Here is a 16,083-nt window from a genome sequence, read left to right on the forward strand (position 1 = left end):
CCGCAGATGCGAGATCGGGGCGCGCAGCAGGTTCATTCACATGTTCTCAGTCGAAGCGCTCGGTGCGCAACTGGTCGTCGAGGCTCTCGCGCCGGCGGATGAGCGTCGCGCGGTCGCCTGCTACCAGCACCTCGGCGGCTCGACCGCGGGTGTTGTAGTTGCTGGCCATCGACATGCAATAAGCACCGGCCGAGAGCACCGCCAGCAGGTCGCCGTCGACCACGTTCAGCGCCCGGTCGCGACCGATCCAGTCACCGCTTTCGCAGATCGGGCCGACCACGTCGTAGGTCGTCGCGCCAGCCATGGCGCGCTCGGCCACCGGCACGATCCGATGGAAGGCCTGGTACATCGCGGGGCGCGGCAGGTCATTCATGGCCGCGTCGACGATGCAGAAGTTCTTGTCTTCGCCGGGCTTGGTGTAGAGCACCTCGGTCACGCAGACGCCGGCATTGCCGACGAGCGACCGGCCGGGCTCCACGATCAGCTTGCGGTTGCCAAAGCCGCGCGCGTCCAGTCGCGCGAGCAACTGCTTCCACAGCACGTCGGCGGCCGGCGGGGTGTCGTGGTTGTAGTCGATGCCCAGGCCCCCGCCGAAGTCGAGGTGGTGCAGGCGAATACCGGCCCGCTCGATGGTCTCGACCAAGTCGAGCACGCGCTCCAGCGCATCAAGGTACGGCGAGGCTTCGGTGATCTGCGAACCGATGTGGCAATCGATGCCCACCACCTCGATGCCCGGCAGCGATGCCGCGTGGAGGTAGGCGTGCAGTGCGCGGTCGTGCGCCACGCCGAACTTGTTGCCCTTGAGGCCGGTCGAGATGTACGGGTGCGTCTTCGGGTCGACGTTCGGGTTGATGCGAATGCTGATGCGGGCGCGCTGCTGCTGCGCGAGCGCCACCGCATTGAGCACGTCGAGTTCCGCCTCGCTCTCCACATTGAAGCAGGCGATGCCCGCGGCCAGTGCCTGGCGCATCTCGTCGCGCGTCTTGCCGACGCCCGAGAAGATCACCTTGGCCGGGTCGGCACCCGCGGCCAGCACCCGTGCCAGTTCGCCGCCCGAGACGATGTCGAAGCCGCAGCCTGCTTCGGCGAAAACCCGCAGCACGCCGAGTGACGAGTTGGCCTTCATCGCATAGCAGACCAGCGCGTCGCGCCCCTCGAAGCCGCGGCGGTAGGCTGCGAGCGCGTCGAGCATCCACTGCTTGGAGTAGACGAACAGCGGCGTGCCGTGTTCGCGGGCCAGGGCGTCTAGCGAGAGCGCTTCCACATGCAGAATGCCGTCGCGGACGGCCACATGGGGATGTCCAGGGAGGAGGGGAGCCGTCACTTCATGCCTCCAGGGCTCGTCGGCGCACTGCCGGCTGCGGCGGGCGGCGCGATGGCGGCATCGGCTGGCGCTGTCTTCGCCGCGTCGTCGCGCGAAGGCAGGATCAGGCTCGGCAGCGTGGCGCGGTTGGCGGCCTCCGGCACCGTGGGCATGTACAGCGGGCCCTTGAGACCGCAGCCGGACAAGCCGACCCCGATGGCGAAGAGGCCGGCGGCGCTCATTAGAATTTGACGGACGTTCAACATCGCGAAATTGTAATGACCGACTCCGAGTACATGGATCGTGCGGAAGCCGCACTGGCCGCCATCGAGCGCGCCTGCGACCGCATCAACGACGCCACGGAGGCCGACATCGACAACCAGCGCGTCGGCGGGATGATCACGCTGAGCTTTCCGAATGGCAGCCAGCTGATCGTCAACCTGCAGAAACCGTTGCAGGAAATCTGGCTGGCTGCACGCTCCGGTGGCTACCACTACCGGCACGATGGCACCGCATGGGTCGACACCAAGACCGGCGAAGAGTTCTTTTCGAACCTGTCGCGCGAGGCCTCGCTGCAGTCGGGGCTGCGACTCGCGTTCGCCGCCTGAGCGATAGGCGCTCGAAGGCGGCGCTCAGTTGCGGAACAGGTCGAGGATGCGGTTGCGCTCCTCGGGCGGTGGTGGGGCACCGATGGGGGCGCCGACGTTGGGGTCGCCTGTGGGGGCCGCTGCTTCGACACCCAGGCTGGTGACGCCACGGCCCGGGCCGTAGTCGTCGTAGTACAGCTCCCCGCCGACATTCACGATCCCCGCTGGCGCGGTGGGCTCGGTCACCGGCACGCCCTTGAGGGCGGTTTCCATGAAGCTGATCCAGATCGGCAGGCTCAAGCCGCCACCGGTTTCGCGGTCACCCAGTTTGCGGGGCGTGTCGTAGCCGATCCACGCGATGGCGGTCATGGTCGGCTGGAAGCCGGCGAACCAGGCGTCGAGCGAATCGTTGGTGGTGCCGGTTTTGCCGTAGATGTCGGGGCGCTTGAGCGTGGCCTGCGCCTTGGCGGCGGTGCCGCCGCTGGCCACCGATTGCAGCAGGCTGTCCATGATGAAGGCGTTGCGCTGGGGTATGGCGCGCATGCTTTCGTTGAGAAGCGGGGGCTGGGTCTCGACCAGGACCTTGCCCTTGTGATCGGTCACGCGGGTGATCAGGTACGGATTCACGCGGTAGCCGCCGTTGGCGAACACCGAATAGGCCGTCGCCATCTGCATCGGCGTGACGGACCCGGCGCCGAGTGCCATGGGCAGGTAGGCCGGGTGTTTTTCCTTCTCGAAGCCGAAGTTGCCGATCCAGTCCTGCGCGTAGCGCGTGCCGATCGACTGCAGGATGCGGATCGACACCATGTTCTTGGACTTCATCAACGCCCGGCGCATCGACATCGGACCTTCAAAGCCGCCGTCGTAGTTCTTCGGCTCCCAGGGCTGGCCGCCGGTGGTGCCGGCATCGAAGAAGAGCGGGCCGTCGTTGATCACCGTTGCGGGGGAGAAGCCCTTCTCGAGCGCCGCCGAGTAGATGAAAGGCTTGAAGCTCGAGCCCGGTTGGCGCCAGGCTTGCGTCACGTGGTTGAACTTGTTCTTGCTGAAGTCGAAGCCCCCGACCATGGCCTTCACTGCGCCGTCGCGCGGGTCGAGCGCCACGAACGCCCCCTCGACTTCGGGCAGCTGCGTGATCTCGAAGGTGTTCTTGGGCGTGCGTGTGACGCGGATCACGGCGCCGCGGCGCACCTTGATGTTCGGTGGCGCCTTGTCGGACAGGCCGGACTGCGCCGGCTTCAGCCCGTCGCCGGTGATCTGCAGCGTGTCGCCATTGGCGCGTACGGCGACGATTTCCTTGGGGCTCGCCTTCAGCACCACCGCCGACATCACGTCGCCGTTGTCAGGGTGTTCGGCCAGCGCGTCGTCGACGGCCTCGTCCAGTTCCTTCGGGTCGCTCGGCAGTTCGACGAATTTCTCGGGACCGCGATAGATCTGCCGACGCTCGTAATCCATGATGCCCTTGCGCAGCGCCCGATAGGCCGCGGCCTGGTCGGCAGCCACCAGCGAGGTATAGACGTTGAGGCCGCGTGTGTAGGTGCTGTCGCCGTACTGGCTGTACATGAGTTGACGGACGGTCTCGGCCACGTATTCGGCATGCAGCCGCGTGGGGTCGGCGCCGTCGCGCAGGTGAAGCTCTTCCTTCTTCGCCTCGGTTGCCTGTTCGGCGGTGATGAAGCCCGCATCGCGCATGCGATCGATCACGTACAACTGGCGGCCGCGGGCGCGCGACGGGTTGTTGACCGGGTTGTTCGCCCCGGGCGCCTTCGGCAGCCCGGCGAGCATCGCGGCCTGGGCGATGGTGACGTCCTTCAGGGGCTTGCCGAAGTAGGCCTCCGATGCGGCGGCGAAACCATAGGCGCGGTTGCCGAGGTAGATCTGGTTCAGATAGATCTCGAAGATCTGGTCCTTGCTTAGCAGGTGCTCCAGCTTGAAGGTCAGCAGGACTTCGTAGATCTTGCGCGTCAGTGTCTTCTCGGAACTGAGATAAACGTTGCGCGCCACCTGCATCGTGATGGTGGACGCGCCCTGGCTCTTGATGCGATTCATGTTGGCCAGACCGGCACGGACCAAGCCCTTGTAGTCGACGCCGCCATGGTCGTAGAAGCGCGCGTCTTCCGCGGCCAGCACGGCGTCCTTCATGACCTTCGGAATGGTCGAGATCGGCGTGAGGTTGCGGCGTTCTTCACCGAACTCTCCGATCAGCGTGCCTTCGGACGAATAGACCCGCAACGGCAGCTTCGGGCGATAGTCGGCCAGCTCGGAGATGTCGGGAAGGTTCGGATACGCCACGGCCAGGGCAACCGCGATGATGCAGACGATCGCAACGGCACCGGCAACGGCAACCCCGGCGGTCCAACCCAGCAGCCGCAGCAGCCAGGTCACCCAGCGAGAGCGTGCCAGGACGGGTTTTTGGGGGCGCGCTGGGCGGGGAGATTCGGGCATGGAGGGGGGCTGAGTCACCGCGCATTATAAAAACGCCGGCTCTGCCAGCGACGAACCATCGCGCGCCAGCGCATGAAAATGGGGGCGTCGTCACGTAAGTTGCAGAAGTGAACGTTTGCGTGAACTTTTGACAACGCCACGGTGGCCGCCCGATCGTGATTCTTGGAGGTCACGCAATGTTGCTGCTAGCATGCAACCATACGCAAATTTTTCCAATCGTTACAAACGGATGGGATCGACCTTGACCGCTTTCGGATCGTTGTTTCGTCGTCAGCCCGCGCCGTTGGTCGGGTTGGACGTGAGTTCGTCCAGCGTCAAGCTGGTCGAACTGGGCCGCGATGCCGGCGGAAAGCTGGTGCTGGAGCGCTGTGCCATCGAGCCGCTCGAGCGCGGCTGGATCACCGACGGCAATGTCGAGAAATTCGACGAGGTGGCCGAAGCCGTGCGTCGGGTCGTCCGCAAGAGCGGGACCAAGACGCGCAACGTCGCGCTGGCGCTGCCGCCCTCCGCGGTGATCACCAAGAAAATCATCCTTCCAGGCGGCATGAGCGAGCAGGAGCTCGAGCTTCAGGTGGAGTCCGAGGCCAACCAGTACATCCCCTTTTCGCTCGACGAAGTGAGCCTCGACTTCTGCGTCATGGGGCAGAGCGCCAGTTCGGCCGGCGATGTCGAGGTGCTGATTGCGGCGTCGCGCAAGGAGAAGGTGCAGGACCGCCAGGGCCTCGCGGAAGCAGCAGGCCTCAAGGCCATGATCCTCGATGTCGAGTCGTACGCCTCCCGGCTTGCCACGGCACGGCTGATCGAGCAACTGCCCAGCCAGGGGCGCGACGCGGTCGTGGCGCTGTTCGAAGTCGGTGCCTACACGACCAGCATGCAGGTTCTGCGCAACCAGGAAGTGCTGTACGACCGCGACCAGGCTTTCGGCGGCGCCCAGTTGACGCAGCTGATCGTTCGTCAGTACGGCTTCTCGGTCGAAGAAGCTGAAGCGAAGAAGCGCAGCGGTGACCTGCCCGACGACTACAACGCCGGCGTGCTCAAGCCCTTCGTCGCCAGCATCGCCCAGGAAATCGCGCGCGCGCTGCAGTTCTTCTTCACCAGCACGCCGCACAACCGGGTCGACTACGTTCTTCTCGCGGGCGGCTCCGCTGCGCTTCCCGGCCTGACCAGTGCGGTGACCCGCCAAACCTCGTTCGCCTGCTCGCTCGTGAACCCGTTCGACGGCATGGAAATCAGCGCAGGCATTCGCGAGAAGAAGGTCAAGCGCGAAGCGCCGTCGTATCTGACCTCGTGCGGCCTGGCGATGCGGAGGTTTCTGCAGTGATCCTGATCAACCTACTGCCGCACCGTGAGGCGGCGCGCAAGCGTCGTCGCGAGAGCTTCTACGCCGCGCTCGGCGCTGCTGCGCTTTTGGGCGGTCTGATCGCTGGCGCGGCCTACGTCTGGTTCCAGGCGCAGATATCCAGCCAGCAGGCCAAGAACAACTACCTGCAGTCCGAGATCAAGAAGCTCGAATCCGAAATCAAGGAGATTGCGACGCTGCAGTCTGAAATCGCCGCCTTGAAGGCGCGACAACAGGCGGTCGAAGACCTGCAGGGCGACCGGAACATGCCGGTGCATCTGCTGAACGAACTGGTGCGTCAGCTGCCGGACGGCGTGTATCTGGCCAGCATGAAGCAGGACGACCGAGCCGTCACGCTGCAGGGCATGGCGCAGTCGAACGAACGTGTGTCCGAGTTGCTGCGCAACCTGGGCAACAGCAGCCCCTGGTTGGTGAAGCCCGAGCTTGTCGAAATCACGGCCGGAACCGTGGCCCTGAGCCCGCGCGACCAGCGCCGCGTAGCGAACTTCACGATGCGCATCGGCCTGAAGCGCCCGACCGACGTCGAGAAGCCGGCCGCGGGTGCCGCTCCCGGGCCGGCCAAGGGCGCCGCTGCAGCGCCTGCCAAAGGCTAAGGGGACCGTCCATGGCGACCAGAAAATCTGCTCCTAAAGTCGATATCGGCGATGCGCTGCGGCGCTTTTCCGATCAGTTCAAGGGGCTCAATCCGAACGATCCTTCGGTGTGGCCAGCGGTGCCGCGTTACCTGCTGTGCGCGGCGGTCACGGCACTCGTGTTGGTATTGCTGTGGTTCGTCTGGCTGACCAATGCCAACGACGAGCTGGAGGGGGAGCGCGCCAAGGAAGTCACCCTCCGCGCCGACTACCAAAGCAAGGTGGCGCAGGCGGCCAACCTCGACCTGTTGAAGAAGCAGCGCGAGCAGGCCCAGCAGTACGTCACGCTGCTTGAAAAGCAGTTGCCCAGCAAGGCTGAGATGGACGCTTTGCTGTCCGACATCAACCAGGCCGGTCTCGGCCGCAGCCTGCAGTTTGAGCTGTTCCGTCCGGGACAGGTGTCGGTTCGCGACTACTACGCCGAGCTGCCGATCGCCGTCCGGGTCAGCGGCCGATACCACGACATGGGCGCCTTCGTGGCCGACGTTGCCAACCTGTCGCGCATCGTCACCTTGAACAACCTCTCGATCACGCCGCAGAAGGATGGCGCCTTGACAATGGACGCCACCGCGCGCACCTACCGCTACCTCGACGACGAAGAGCAGGCCGCCCAGCGGCGCGCAGCGGCCTCCGGAGCAAAGAAGAAATGAGAAGCGCCAAAGCGTTCGGGCTCTGCGCCGTGGTGATGCTCCTCAGCGGATGCTGGGGCGCCGAGCAGACGGACCTGCAGCAGTGGATGGCGGAAGAGCGTGCCAAGGTGCGGCCGACCATCAAGCCGCTCAGCGAGCCCAAGAAATTCACGCCGCAGGCCTACACCGAAGGCGCGGCCTTCGATCCCTTCAACAGCCAGAAGTTGACGCAGGCGCTGCGCCGCGATTCGGCCCAGCCGAGCACGTCGGGGCTCATCGGCCCCGAACTGACACGCCGCAAGGAAGCGCTTGAGTCGTACCCGCTGGACGCCATGGCGATGGTCGGTAGCATGAGTCGCAACGGTCAGCCGATCGCCCTGGTTCGCGTGGACAAACTGCTCTACCAGGTCCGTGTCGGGAACTATCTGGGACTGAATTACGGGCGCATCACGCGCATCAACGAAACCGAGCTCGCCTTGCGTGAGATCGTGCAGGACGCTGCCGGCGAGTGGATCGAACGCGTTGCGACGCTGGAATTGCAAGAGAGGTCGAAATGAGTCAACAAAAAACGATGGTTGTACGGTGGCTCCGCGGTGCCGGCCTCACGCTCGGAATGTTCGCTGCTGTGGCAGTGGCACAGGCGCAGAACGCGATCGAGTCGGTGACCACCTCGATGCAGTCTGGCGCAGAGGTCGTCCGCATCGACCTGACGCAGCCGCTGAGCACGGCGCCAACGGGGTTCGCCATCCAGACGCCGGCACGCATCGCACTGGATTTTCCCGGCGTCACCAACGCGATCGGGCGCTCCGCGGTCGAGGTGAACCAGGGCAACCTGCGCTCCATCAACGTGGTCCAGGCCGGTGAACGCACCCGCCTGGTGTTGAACCTGAAGCAGGCCACCGCCTACAAAACCGAAATTCAGGGCCGTTCGCTGCTCGTGGCCCTCGAGCCGGTGGCCGGGTCGGCGCTGGCGGCGTCCGCGGCGGGCAGCTTTGCTGAGAACCGCAACCGCGACACCTTGCCGCTGCGCGACGTCGATTTCCGCCTGGGTGCGGACAACACCGGTCGCGTCATCGTCGATCTGGCCAACAACCAGGTGGGTGTCGACATTCGTCAGCAGGGCAAGAACCTCGTCGTCGAATTCACCAAATCGACCTTGCCCGAAGGCCTACGCCGGCGACTCGATGTGGCCGACTTCGGGACGCCGGTTCAGTTGATCACGGCGCAGCAGTCTGGTGACCGCGTGCGCATGACCATCGAGCCGAAAGGCGACTGGGAACACAGTGCGTACCAGAGCGAGAACCAGTTCGTGGTCGAAGTGCGTCCCCGCAAGGTCGACCCGACCAAGCTGACGCAGGGCGTCGGATACAACGGTGAAAAGCTCTCTTTGAACTTCCAGAACATCGAGATCCGCTCGCTGTTGCAGGTCATCGCCGATTTCACGAATTTCAACATCGTCACTTCCGATTCGGTGACGGGTGCGCTGACACTGCGATTGAAGGACGTTCCCTGGGATCAAGCGCTGGACATCATCATGCAGGCGAAGAACTTGGGCATGCGCAAGAACGGCAGCGTGCTCTGGATCGCGCCCAAGGACGAGATCAATGCGAAGGAAAAGATGGAATTCGAGGCCAAGGCGGCGATCGAAACCCTCGAGCCCCTGCGCACCCAATCTTTCCAGCTGAACTACACGAAGGCCTTGACGATCGCCCAGGGGTTGACCGGCACCGGGGCCAGCGCAGGCGGTGCGGGTGGCGGCTCCAACACGTCGCGTATCCTGAGCCCGCGCGGCAGCGTGATCGCGGAATCGCGCACCAATCAGCTCTTCGTCTCGGATGTGCCCACGCGCCTGGCACAGGTGGCCGAACTCATCCAGAAGCTGGACATTCCCGTGCGTCAGGTGCTGATCGAAGCGCGCATCGTCGAGGCCTCTGACACTTTCGGCAAGTCGCTGGGGGTGCGGTTGGGTGGTGGCGCCGTCAATTCGCGCACGGCGCTCGGCACCTATCCCAATGTGACCGGCGGCGGCACTACCACCACGGTGACGAATGGTGTGGCCACCAGCACGTCGACCAGCCCCACCGTCTCCTTCCCGCAGTTCACACAGAGCAACTTCGTGAATCTGCCGTCGACCGGTGTGGCCGGCAATGGCAACGCTGCGGGCACTTTCGCGATCTCCCTCTTCAACTCCAGCCTGTCGCGCATGCTGAATCTGGAGATATCGGCGCTCGAGGCGGACGGCAAGGGCAAGGTAGTGTCCAGCCCGCGCGTCGTCACGGCTGATCAGACCAAGGCGCTCATCGAACAGGGCACCGAGCTGCCCTACCAGGTGGCGACCTCCAGCGGGGCAACGTCCATTGCGTTCCGCAAGGCCAACCTGAAGCTGGAAGTGACACCGCAGATCACGCCGGAGGGCAACATCATCCTGACGCTCGACGTCAACAAAGACACGGTGGGTCAGGCGACCACCGCCGGTTTCGCGATCAACACGAAGCATGTGCAGACCGAGGTGCTGGTCGAAAACGGCGGCACGGTGGTCATCGGCGGCATCTTCGAGATGACAGAAAACAACAACGAATCGCGCATTCCGTTGCTGGGTGAAGTCCCTTACCTGGGCGCTCTGTTCCGGACGCGCGAGCGCACCTACAACAAGACTGAGATGCTGGTTTTCATCACGCCGAAGATGATCACCGACCGCAACGCCGCCCGTTGATGAAGCGTGAGCATCCCTAACGCTGTTGGCGCGTCGACGATTGCGCTTGTCGGATTGCCGGGTTCGGGGAAGTCTGCGATCGGGCGGCGGCTCGGGCAGCAATTGGGGTGGCGGTTCGTCGATAGCGACCACTGCATCGAGGAGCGGATCGGTTGCACGATTCGCGAGTTCTTCGAGCGCGAAGGGGAAGCGGCCTTTCGAGACGTCGAAGAGCAGGTTCTGGCCGATTTGACGTCGTCGCTTCGGCAAGGCGTCGTCGCCACGGGCGGCGGTTCGGTGTTGCGGGCAGCGACTCGTCAGCACCTCCGTGAGCGGACCCATGTCGTCTACCTTCGCTCCTCTCCCGAAGATCTGCTCAAGCGGCTGCGTCATGACACGAAGCGGCCCCTGTTGCAGGTGGCAGATCCGCTCCAGCGGCTGAAGGATCTGCATGCCGTGCGTGACCCGCTGTATCGGGAAATTGCGCACACCACCGTCGACACGGGGCGACCTTCGATCGCGATGCTTGTGGGTACGCTTGTTCAGCAGATGGAGGATGCGGGCGTGGCCCCTCGGAAATTCGGCTCGGAGAGCGACCCGACGACCTGAGGCCCCGCAACCGGCGCGCCGTGCCAGCGCCTAAACTTGCCGGATGCTCACACCGGTTTCTTTTACGGCGCCTCAGCGTGTCGACATCGCGCTCGGCGAGCGCAGCTACCCGATCCTGATCGGCTCGGGCCTATTCGACCAGCCCGCCAATTTCGCCGCCGTGCCGTCGGCATCGAGCGCGTTGATCGTGACCAACACCACCGTCGGGCCGCTCTACACGGCGACGCTGCAGAAGGCGCTGGCAGGCCGCTTCAACGCCGTCCACGTGCTCGAACTTCCGGACGGTGAGGCGTACAAGGACTGGACCACGCTCAACCTGATCTTCGACGCCTTGCTGGGCCACGGCTGTGATCGGAAGACCGTGCTGTTCGCCCTCGGTGGCGGCGTGGTCGGAGACATGACGGGGTTTGCTGCCGCGAGCTACATGCGCGGCGTGCCTTTCGTTCAGGTGCCGACGACGCTGCTGGCGCAGGTGGATTCGTCGGTGGGCGGCAAGACCGCCATCAACCATCCGCTGGGCAAGAACATGATCGGCGCCTTCTACCAGCCGCAACTGGTGTTGTGCGATTTGGCGACGCTGAAGACGCTGCCGCCGCGCGAGCTCAGCGCCGGCCTGGCCGAAGTCATCAAGTACGGGCCGATCTACGACATGGCCTTCTTCGACTGGATCGAGGCGAACCTCTCGGCGCTGCGTGCGCAGGAACCCGCCGCGATGGCCTATGCCGTGCGGCGCAGTTGCGAGATCAAGGCCGAGGTGGTCGGGCAGGACGAGCGCGAGAACGGGCTGCGCGCCATCTTGAATTTCGGCCACACCTTCGGCCACGCGATCGAATCGGCGCTCGGCTACGGCGAGTGGCTGCATGGTGAGGCCGTCGGTTGCGGCATGGTGATGGCAGCGCAGCTGTCGCAGCGGCTCGGTGGCGTCGACAACGCCTTCGTGCAGCGGCTGACCACCTTGATCGAGAAGGCCGGCCTGCCGATCGTCGCGCCGCGCTTCGGCGCCGAGCGATACATCGAACTGATGCGCATCGACAAAAAATCCGAAGGCGGCGAGATCCGCTTCGTGGTGATCGACAAGCCCGGCTCCGCCGTGATGCGCCCGGCCCCGGATGCGATGGTGCGCGAGGTCTTGGCGGCATGCGGCGCGGCGTGAAAACGGCGCGTACCGGCGAGCGGCCATGAGCGAACTCGCCCCGTTCGCCAGCCATCCGGCGCGCTCGCGTGGCCGCCGTCATCCGGAGCCGGCCGCGCCCACGCGCGACGACTTCCAGCGCGACCGCGACCGCATCGTGCATTCCACCGCCTTTCGCAGGCTGGTCTACAAGACGCAGGTCTTCTTGAACCACGAAGGCGACCTGTTCCGCACCCGGCTCACGCATTCGCTGGAGGTCGCGCAACTCGCGCGCTCCATCGCGCGCGCGTTGAAGCTGAACGAAGACCTGGTCGAGGCCATCGCGCTCGCGCATGACCTGGGGCACACGCCTTTCGGTCATGCAGGCCAGGACGCGCTCGACGACTGCATGCGCGAATACGGCGGCTTCGAGCACAACCTGCAGAGCCTGCGCGTGGTCGACACGCTCGAGCACCGCTACCCGCAGTACGACGGCCTCAATCTCAGCTTCGAGACGCGCGAAGGCATCCTCAAACACTGCTCGCGCACCAACGCCGAGCAGATCGAGGCGGCCGAGCCGAACGGTGTCGCCCACCGTTTTCTCGATCGCACGCAGCCCAGCCTTGAAGCCCAGTTGTGCAACCTGGCCGACGAGATCGCCTACAACGCGCACGACATCGACGACGGCGTGCGCTCGGGGCTCATCGGCATCGAACAACTGGCCGATGTCGAACTCTTCGAGCGCTACCGCCGCGAGGCGATGGACGAATACCCCGATCTCGCCGGTCGCCGCGTGTTGTACGAAACCATTCGCCGCATGCTGAGCGCCCAGGTCTACGACGTGATCGACGCGACGCGTGCGGCCATCGCCGCCGCCTCGCCGACCGATGCAGATGCGGCGCGGCGGGCCGGGCCACTCGTGCTGTTCGGCGACGCGATGCGCACGCAATCGTCAGCACTCAAGCGCTTTCTGTTCCAGGGGCTTTACCGGCATCCGCAGGTGATGCAGACCACGGCGCAAGCCCGTGTGGTCGTGCAGGAGCTGTTCGGCGCGTACATCGACAAGCCCTCGGAAATGCCGGAATCCTTCGCCGCGCGTGGCGACGGGCACCGTGCCGTGGCCGACTACATCGCCGGCATGACCGACCGTTTCGCCATGCGCGAGCATGAACGTCTCACGGGGCGGGCATGGGTGGAATGACCCGCGGCCGTTCGGGCCTGCCGTCCGCGACCCTGGCTGTTCTCTTCGCCGGCGTGAGCGCCGCACTGCATCTCGGCAAACTGCCGCCCGCGGTGAGCGCGTTGCAGGCATCGCTGGGCATCGGCCTGGTCGAGGCCGGCTTTCTGCTGGCGCTGGTGCAGGTCGCCGGCATGACGCTCGGGCTGCTGGCGGGCCTGGCCGCCGACACGATCGGCCTGCGCAGGAGCATGCTGATCGGCCTGAGCACGCTGACTGTCGCGAGCGTGCTCGGTGGCGCGGTCGGCGTTGCAGACCTGGCCGCCGCCGATGCCGTGCACGCGCTGCTCGGTCTGCGCGCGCTCGAAGGGCTGGGTTTCCTGATGGTCGTGATGCCGGCCCCGGCGCTGATCCGCATGACCGCGCCGCCGGACCGCGAGAAGTCGGCGCTGGGGTGGTGGGGCGCCTACATGCCGCTCGGTGTGGCGGCGGCGCTGCTCATCGGCCCGTTCCTGATCGGCGCGGCCGGTTGGCCGGCATGGTGGTGGGCGATCGCGGCCGTCTCCGGTGCGGCGGCGTTAAGTGTCGCGGTTTGCGTGTCGGCTGACGATGCACGCGTGTCACCGTCGACTGCAGCCGCGGCCGCGTCATGGTCGGAACGATCGCGCAACACGCTGCGTTCGACCGGGCCATGGTTCGTCGCCGCCGCCTTTGCCGTGTATTCATCGCAATGGATTGCGGTGATCGGTTTCTTGCCCGCGATCTACGCCGATGCCGGCGTTCCCTTGCAGTGGAGCGCGGTGCTCACGGCGCTGGCGGCGGCGATGAACATCGGTGGCAACGTGTTGGCCGGACGTTGGTTGCAACGGGGTGTGCCGGCGGGTCGCCTGCTGCGCTGGGGATACGCGTCGATGGCGATCGGCGCCATGGCCGCCTTTGCGCAGCTCGGTGTGGGGGTCGACGCCGTGGGCCTGCCGCCGGTCGTGCGCTACCTGGCGGTCTGCGGCTTCTCGCTCGCCGGTGGCATGGTGCCGGCCACATTGTTCGTGCTGGCCGTGCGTGTGGCGCCCGGCGCGTCCACCGTGGCGACCACGGTGGGGCTGATGCAGCAGGCCTCGGCATTCGGGCAGTTCGCGGCGCCGCCACTGGTCGCCTGGCTGGCCCACCGTGTCGGCGGCTGGCAGTGGACCTGGGCGGTGACCGGGGCGTGCGCGCTGATCGGCATCCTGCTGGCCGGCCAGCTCGCGCGGCGCAGTACACCGGCCGGAGTGCCCGCATGACGCATGAGGCCCATTCCGGCGCCGGCGAGCCGGCGCGCGCCGCGGCTGAGACAATCACCGCCGCGCAGGCCGAAGCCGACACGCGCCACTGGCTCGAAGCGGCGGTGATCGGCCTGAACCTCTGTCCGTTCGCGAAGGCGGTGCACGTGAAGCGGCAGGTCCACTACGCGGTGCACCTCGATGATGACGCCGGCCTGCTCGACCGGCTGCTGGCCGAGGCGGATGCCCTGGCCGGCCTCGACGCGAGCGAGCGCGACACCACCCTCCTGATGGCACCGAACACCTTGGCCGATTTCCTGGACTTCAACGATTTCACCGCGCGCGCCGAGCGCCGCCTGGCGCGCGCCGGTTTCGAGGGCACGCTGCAACTGGCGAGCTTTCATCCGCGCTTCCAGTTCGCAGGCACCGAGGCGGACGACATCGGCAACGCCACCAACCGTGCGCCGTACCCGACGCTGCACCTGCTGCGCGAAGAGAGCATCGACCGGGCGGTGGAGGCGTTTCCGGAGGCCGAGGCGATCTTCGAGCGCAACATCGAGACGCTGGAGGCACTGGGCACCGACGGCTGGGCAGCGCTGCATGTCGGCCCTGGCGGAGCCGCGCGATGAGCAAGATCGACAAGGCCGCGAAGGCCGAAGCCGACGTGCTGCAGGAGCTGCGCCCTGGCCAGTCCATCGAGCTGCTCAAGGAACTGCACATCCTCACGCGCGAAGGCCGGCTGAACCAGGATTCGCGGCGCAAGCTCAAGCAGGTCTACCACCTGTTCCAGTTCATCGAGAAGCTGCTGCGCGAGTTGCCGGGGGAGGGCGCCGGCGCCACACTGGCGGACCATGGCGCGGGCAAGTCGTACCTCGGCTTCATCATCTACGACCTGTTCTTCAAGGCGCTCGGCGGCGGCCATGTCTACGGCATCGAGACGCGTGGCGAGCTGATCGAGAAATCGCGCGCGCTCGCCGCGCGGCTGGGCTTCGACCGCATGGCCTTCCTCAACCTGACGGTGGCCGAATCGACCCATGCCAGCGAGCTGCCGGCGCAGATCGATGTGGTCACGGCGCTGCATGCCTGCGACACCGCGACCGACGACGCCATCGCCTTCGGCCTGGCGAAGCAGGCGAAGTTCATGGTGCTGGTGCCCTGCTGCCAGGCCGAGATCGCCGCCTGCCTGCGCCAGACCAAGGCGCTGGCCCTGTCGCGCACGCCGCTGGCCGAGCTCTGGCGGCATCCATTGCACACGCGCGAAATCGGCAGCCAACTCACCAACGTACTGCGTTGCCTGTACCTCGAGGCGCAGGGCTACCAAGTGACCGTGACCGAGCTGGTGGGCTGGGAGCACAGCATGAAGAACGAGCTCATCATCGCGCGCCGCACCGGCCACGCGAAGCCCAGCGCCGCCGAGCGCCTGCGCAGCCTGCTGGCGGAGTTCGGCCTGTCGTCGCTGCTGGAAACGCGCTTCCGGCTGCCCTGAAGCCCGCGCCGCCATGGCCCGCCTGCCCCGACTCACGCTGCCCGGCCAGCCGCACCACGTGATCCAGCGCGGCAACAACCGCCAGGCCATCTTCGTCGACAACGTCGACCGCGAGCGCCTGCTGGCGCTCTGGGCAGAACATGCGCCGCGCTTCGACGTGGCGCTTCACGCCTACGTGCTGATGGACAACCACTTCCACTTGCTGGCCACACCGGCGACGGCGGACGGCCTGCCGAAGTTCATGCAGGCGGTCGGGCGCAGCTACGTCCGCGCGTTCAACGACCGCCATGGCCGCAGCGGTACGCTGTGGGAAGGGCGCTACCGCGCGACGGTGCTGCAGGCAGAACGCTATCTGCTGCCCTGCATGGTCTACCTGGACCTCAATCCGGTGCGTGCCGGGCTGGTGACGGAGGCGCGCGACTTCGCGTGGTCGAGCCACCACCACTACGCCGGATTTCGGACGGATCGCTTCCTGTCGCCGCATCCGCTCTACTGGACGCTGGGCAATACGCCCTTCGCCCGCGAGGCCAACTACGCCGAACGGGTGCGCGGCGGGGTCCCTGCGCGTGAGCAGCAGGTGCTGACCGAATCCGCGCTCCAGGGCTGGGCGGCGGGGGACGAGCGCTTTGTTGCGCAGCTGCAGGAGGCGACCGGGAGGAGACTGGTCAAGGCACGGGCCGGGCGGCGGCCCTTGCCGAAGTCCTAACCAGCTCGATTCCGAAACGACGCTGTGCGCATTGCTAGATATGTCCCTAATTAATATCTGAACATAACAATCGGAATTAATTAAGTATCC

Annotated in this window: 16 protein-coding genes; 13 read left to right on the forward strand and 3 right to left on the reverse strand. The window is 65.9% G+C overall.

What is annotated here, in order from left to right:
* Positions 1-46 precede the first annotated feature (46 nt).
* Positions 47-1,324, reverse strand: coding sequence for a diaminopimelate decarboxylase (lysA, locus tag ACSFA0_RS15200; RefSeq protein ID WP_435451109.1), 1,278 nt, complete (start codon positions 1,322-1,324; stop codon positions 47-49).
* Positions 1,321-1,545 (reverse strand): LPS translocon maturation chaperone LptM, encoded by a 225-nt coding sequence (lptM, locus tag ACSFA0_RS15205; RefSeq protein WP_435451110.1) that lies wholly within the window; start codon positions 1,543-1,545, stop codon positions 1,321-1,323. The genes lysA and lptM overlap by 4 nt, the downstream gene beginning before the upstream one ends.
* A 36-nt stretch (positions 1,546-1,581) precedes the next feature.
* Between lptM and cyaY the strand changes: the two genes are divergently transcribed.
* A complete protein-coding gene (cyaY, locus tag ACSFA0_RS15210; RefSeq protein ID WP_435451111.1) occupies positions 1,582-1,911 on the forward strand; it encodes an iron donor protein CyaY in 330 nt (109 codons plus the stop codon).
* Positions 1,912-1,935: 24 nt separating this feature from the next.
* Here cyaY and ACSFA0_RS15215 read toward each other — a convergent pair whose 3' ends face one another.
* The gene (locus tag ACSFA0_RS15215; protein WP_435451112.1) at positions 1,936-4,332 is read right to left on the reverse strand and encodes a penicillin-binding protein 1A; all 2,397 of its coding nucleotides are present in this window, start codon (positions 4,330-4,332) and stop codon (positions 1,936-1,938) included.
* Positions 4,333-4,573: 241 nt separating this feature from the next.
* Here ACSFA0_RS15215 and ACSFA0_RS15220 point away from each other — a divergent pair, with 241 nt between their 5' ends.
* Genes ACSFA0_RS15220 through ACSFA0_RS15275 form a run of 12 tightly spaced genes read left to right on the forward strand, consistent with a single transcriptional unit; the run spans position 4,574 to position 15,993 of the window.
* Positions 4,574-5,653 (forward strand): pilus assembly protein PilM, encoded by a 1,080-nt coding sequence (locus ACSFA0_RS15220; RefSeq protein WP_435451113.1) that lies wholly within the window; start codon positions 4,574-4,576, stop codon positions 5,651-5,653.
* A complete protein-coding gene (locus tag ACSFA0_RS15225; protein WP_435451114.1) occupies positions 5,650-6,285 on the forward strand; it encodes a PilN domain-containing protein in 636 nt (211 codons plus the stop codon). Before ACSFA0_RS15220 ends, ACSFA0_RS15225 begins: the two co-directional genes overlap by 4 nt.
* 11 nt (positions 6,286-6,296) lie before the next feature.
* Positions 6,297-6,974 (forward strand): type IV pilus inner membrane component PilO, encoded by a 678-nt coding sequence (locus ACSFA0_RS15230; RefSeq protein ID WP_435451115.1) that lies wholly within the window; start codon positions 6,297-6,299, stop codon positions 6,972-6,974.
* A complete protein-coding gene (locus ACSFA0_RS15235; protein ID WP_435451116.1) occupies positions 6,971-7,510 on the forward strand; it encodes a pilus assembly protein PilP in 540 nt (179 codons plus the stop codon). The genes ACSFA0_RS15230 and ACSFA0_RS15235 overlap by 4 nt, the downstream gene beginning before the upstream one ends.
* Complete coding sequence (locus ACSFA0_RS15240) at positions 7,507-9,666, forward strand: type IV pilus secretin PilQ (RefSeq protein WP_435451117.1); 2,160 nt, start codon at positions 7,507-7,509, stop codon at positions 9,664-9,666. The genes ACSFA0_RS15235 and ACSFA0_RS15240 overlap by 4 nt, the downstream gene beginning before the upstream one ends.
* 6 nt (positions 9,667-9,672) lie before the next feature.
* Positions 9,673-10,254 carry a shikimate kinase gene (locus ACSFA0_RS15245; RefSeq protein ID WP_435451118.1) on the forward strand — a complete coding sequence of 194 codons (582 nt, stop codon included), beginning with the start codon at positions 9,673-9,675 and terminating at the stop codon, positions 10,252-10,254.
* Positions 10,255-10,297: 43 nt separating this feature from the next.
* Complete coding sequence (aroB, locus tag ACSFA0_RS15250) at positions 10,298-11,407, forward strand: 3-dehydroquinate synthase (protein ID WP_435451119.1); 1,110 nt, start codon at positions 10,298-10,300, stop codon at positions 11,405-11,407.
* 25 nt (positions 11,408-11,432) lie between these two features.
* The gene (locus tag ACSFA0_RS15255; RefSeq protein ID WP_435451120.1) at positions 11,433-12,566 is read left to right on the forward strand and encodes a deoxyguanosinetriphosphate triphosphohydrolase; all 1,134 of its coding nucleotides are present in this window, start codon (positions 11,433-11,435) and stop codon (positions 12,564-12,566) included.
* Complete coding sequence (locus ACSFA0_RS15260; RefSeq protein ID WP_435451121.1) at positions 12,554-13,822, forward strand: MFS transporter; 1,269 nt, start codon at positions 12,554-12,556, stop codon at positions 13,820-13,822. Before ACSFA0_RS15255 ends, ACSFA0_RS15260 begins: the two co-directional genes overlap by 13 nt.
* Positions 13,819-14,430 (forward strand): DUF1415 domain-containing protein, encoded by a 612-nt coding sequence (locus ACSFA0_RS15265; protein WP_435451122.1) that lies wholly within the window; start codon positions 13,819-13,821, stop codon positions 14,428-14,430. The genes ACSFA0_RS15260 and ACSFA0_RS15265 overlap by 4 nt, the downstream gene beginning before the upstream one ends.
* The gene (locus ACSFA0_RS15270) at positions 14,427-15,287 is read left to right on the forward strand and encodes a class I SAM-dependent methyltransferase (RefSeq protein WP_435451123.1); all 861 of its coding nucleotides are present in this window, start codon (positions 14,427-14,429) and stop codon (positions 15,285-15,287) included. The genes ACSFA0_RS15265 and ACSFA0_RS15270 overlap by 4 nt, the downstream gene beginning before the upstream one ends.
* Before the next feature lie 13 nt (positions 15,288-15,300).
* Positions 15,301-15,993, forward strand: a complete 693-nt coding sequence (locus tag ACSFA0_RS15275; RefSeq protein WP_435451124.1) for a transposase — start codon at positions 15,301-15,303, stop codon at positions 15,991-15,993.
* The last annotated feature ends 90 nt before the right edge of the window (positions 15,994-16,083 follow it).

Source organism: Variovorax restrictus (assembly GCF_051216715.1).
GTDB lineage: Bacteria > Pseudomonadota > Gammaproteobacteria > Burkholderiales > Burkholderiaceae_C > Variovorax.

Excerpts from the sequence above, each read along its gene's own strand:
- ACSFA0_RS15215 (WP_435451112.1), bottom strand. The coding sequence starts at position 4,332 with ATGCCCGAATCTCCCCGCCCAGCGCGCCCCCAAAAACCCGTCCTGGCA.
- ACSFA0_RS15265 (WP_435451122.1), top strand. The coding sequence starts at position 13,819 with ATGACGCATGAGGCCCATTCCGGCGCCGGCGAGCCGGCGCGCGCCGCG.
- ACSFA0_RS15240 (WP_435451117.1), top strand. The coding sequence starts at position 7,507 with ATGAGTCAACAAAAAACGATGGTTGTACGGTGGCTCCGCGGTGCCGGC.
- ACSFA0_RS15230 (WP_435451115.1), top strand. The coding sequence starts at position 6,297 with ATGGCGACCAGAAAATCTGCTCCTAAAGTCGATATCGGCGATGCGCTG.
- cyaY (WP_435451111.1), top strand. The coding sequence starts at position 1,582 with ATGACCGACTCCGAGTACATGGATCGTGCGGAAGCCGCACTGGCCGCC.
- ACSFA0_RS15235 (WP_435451116.1), top strand. The coding sequence starts at position 6,971 with ATGAGAAGCGCCAAAGCGTTCGGGCTCTGCGCCGTGGTGATGCTCCTC.
- aroB (WP_435451119.1), top strand. The coding sequence starts at position 10,298 with ATGCTCACACCGGTTTCTTTTACGGCGCCTCAGCGTGTCGACATCGCG.
- ACSFA0_RS15260 (WP_435451121.1), top strand. The coding sequence starts at position 12,554 with ATGGGTGGAATGACCCGCGGCCGTTCGGGCCTGCCGTCCGCGACCCTG.
- ACSFA0_RS15270 (WP_435451123.1), top strand. The coding sequence starts at position 14,427 with ATGAGCAAGATCGACAAGGCCGCGAAGGCCGAAGCCGACGTGCTGCAG.
- lptM (WP_435451110.1), bottom strand. The coding sequence starts at position 1,545 with ATGAGCGCCGCCGGCCTCTTCGCCATCGGGGTCGGCTTGTCCGGCTGC.
- ACSFA0_RS15275 (WP_435451124.1), top strand. The coding sequence starts at position 15,301 with ATGGCCCGCCTGCCCCGACTCACGCTGCCCGGCCAGCCGCACCACGTG.
- ACSFA0_RS15255 (WP_435451120.1), top strand. The coding sequence starts at position 11,433 with ATGAGCGAACTCGCCCCGTTCGCCAGCCATCCGGCGCGCTCGCGTGGC.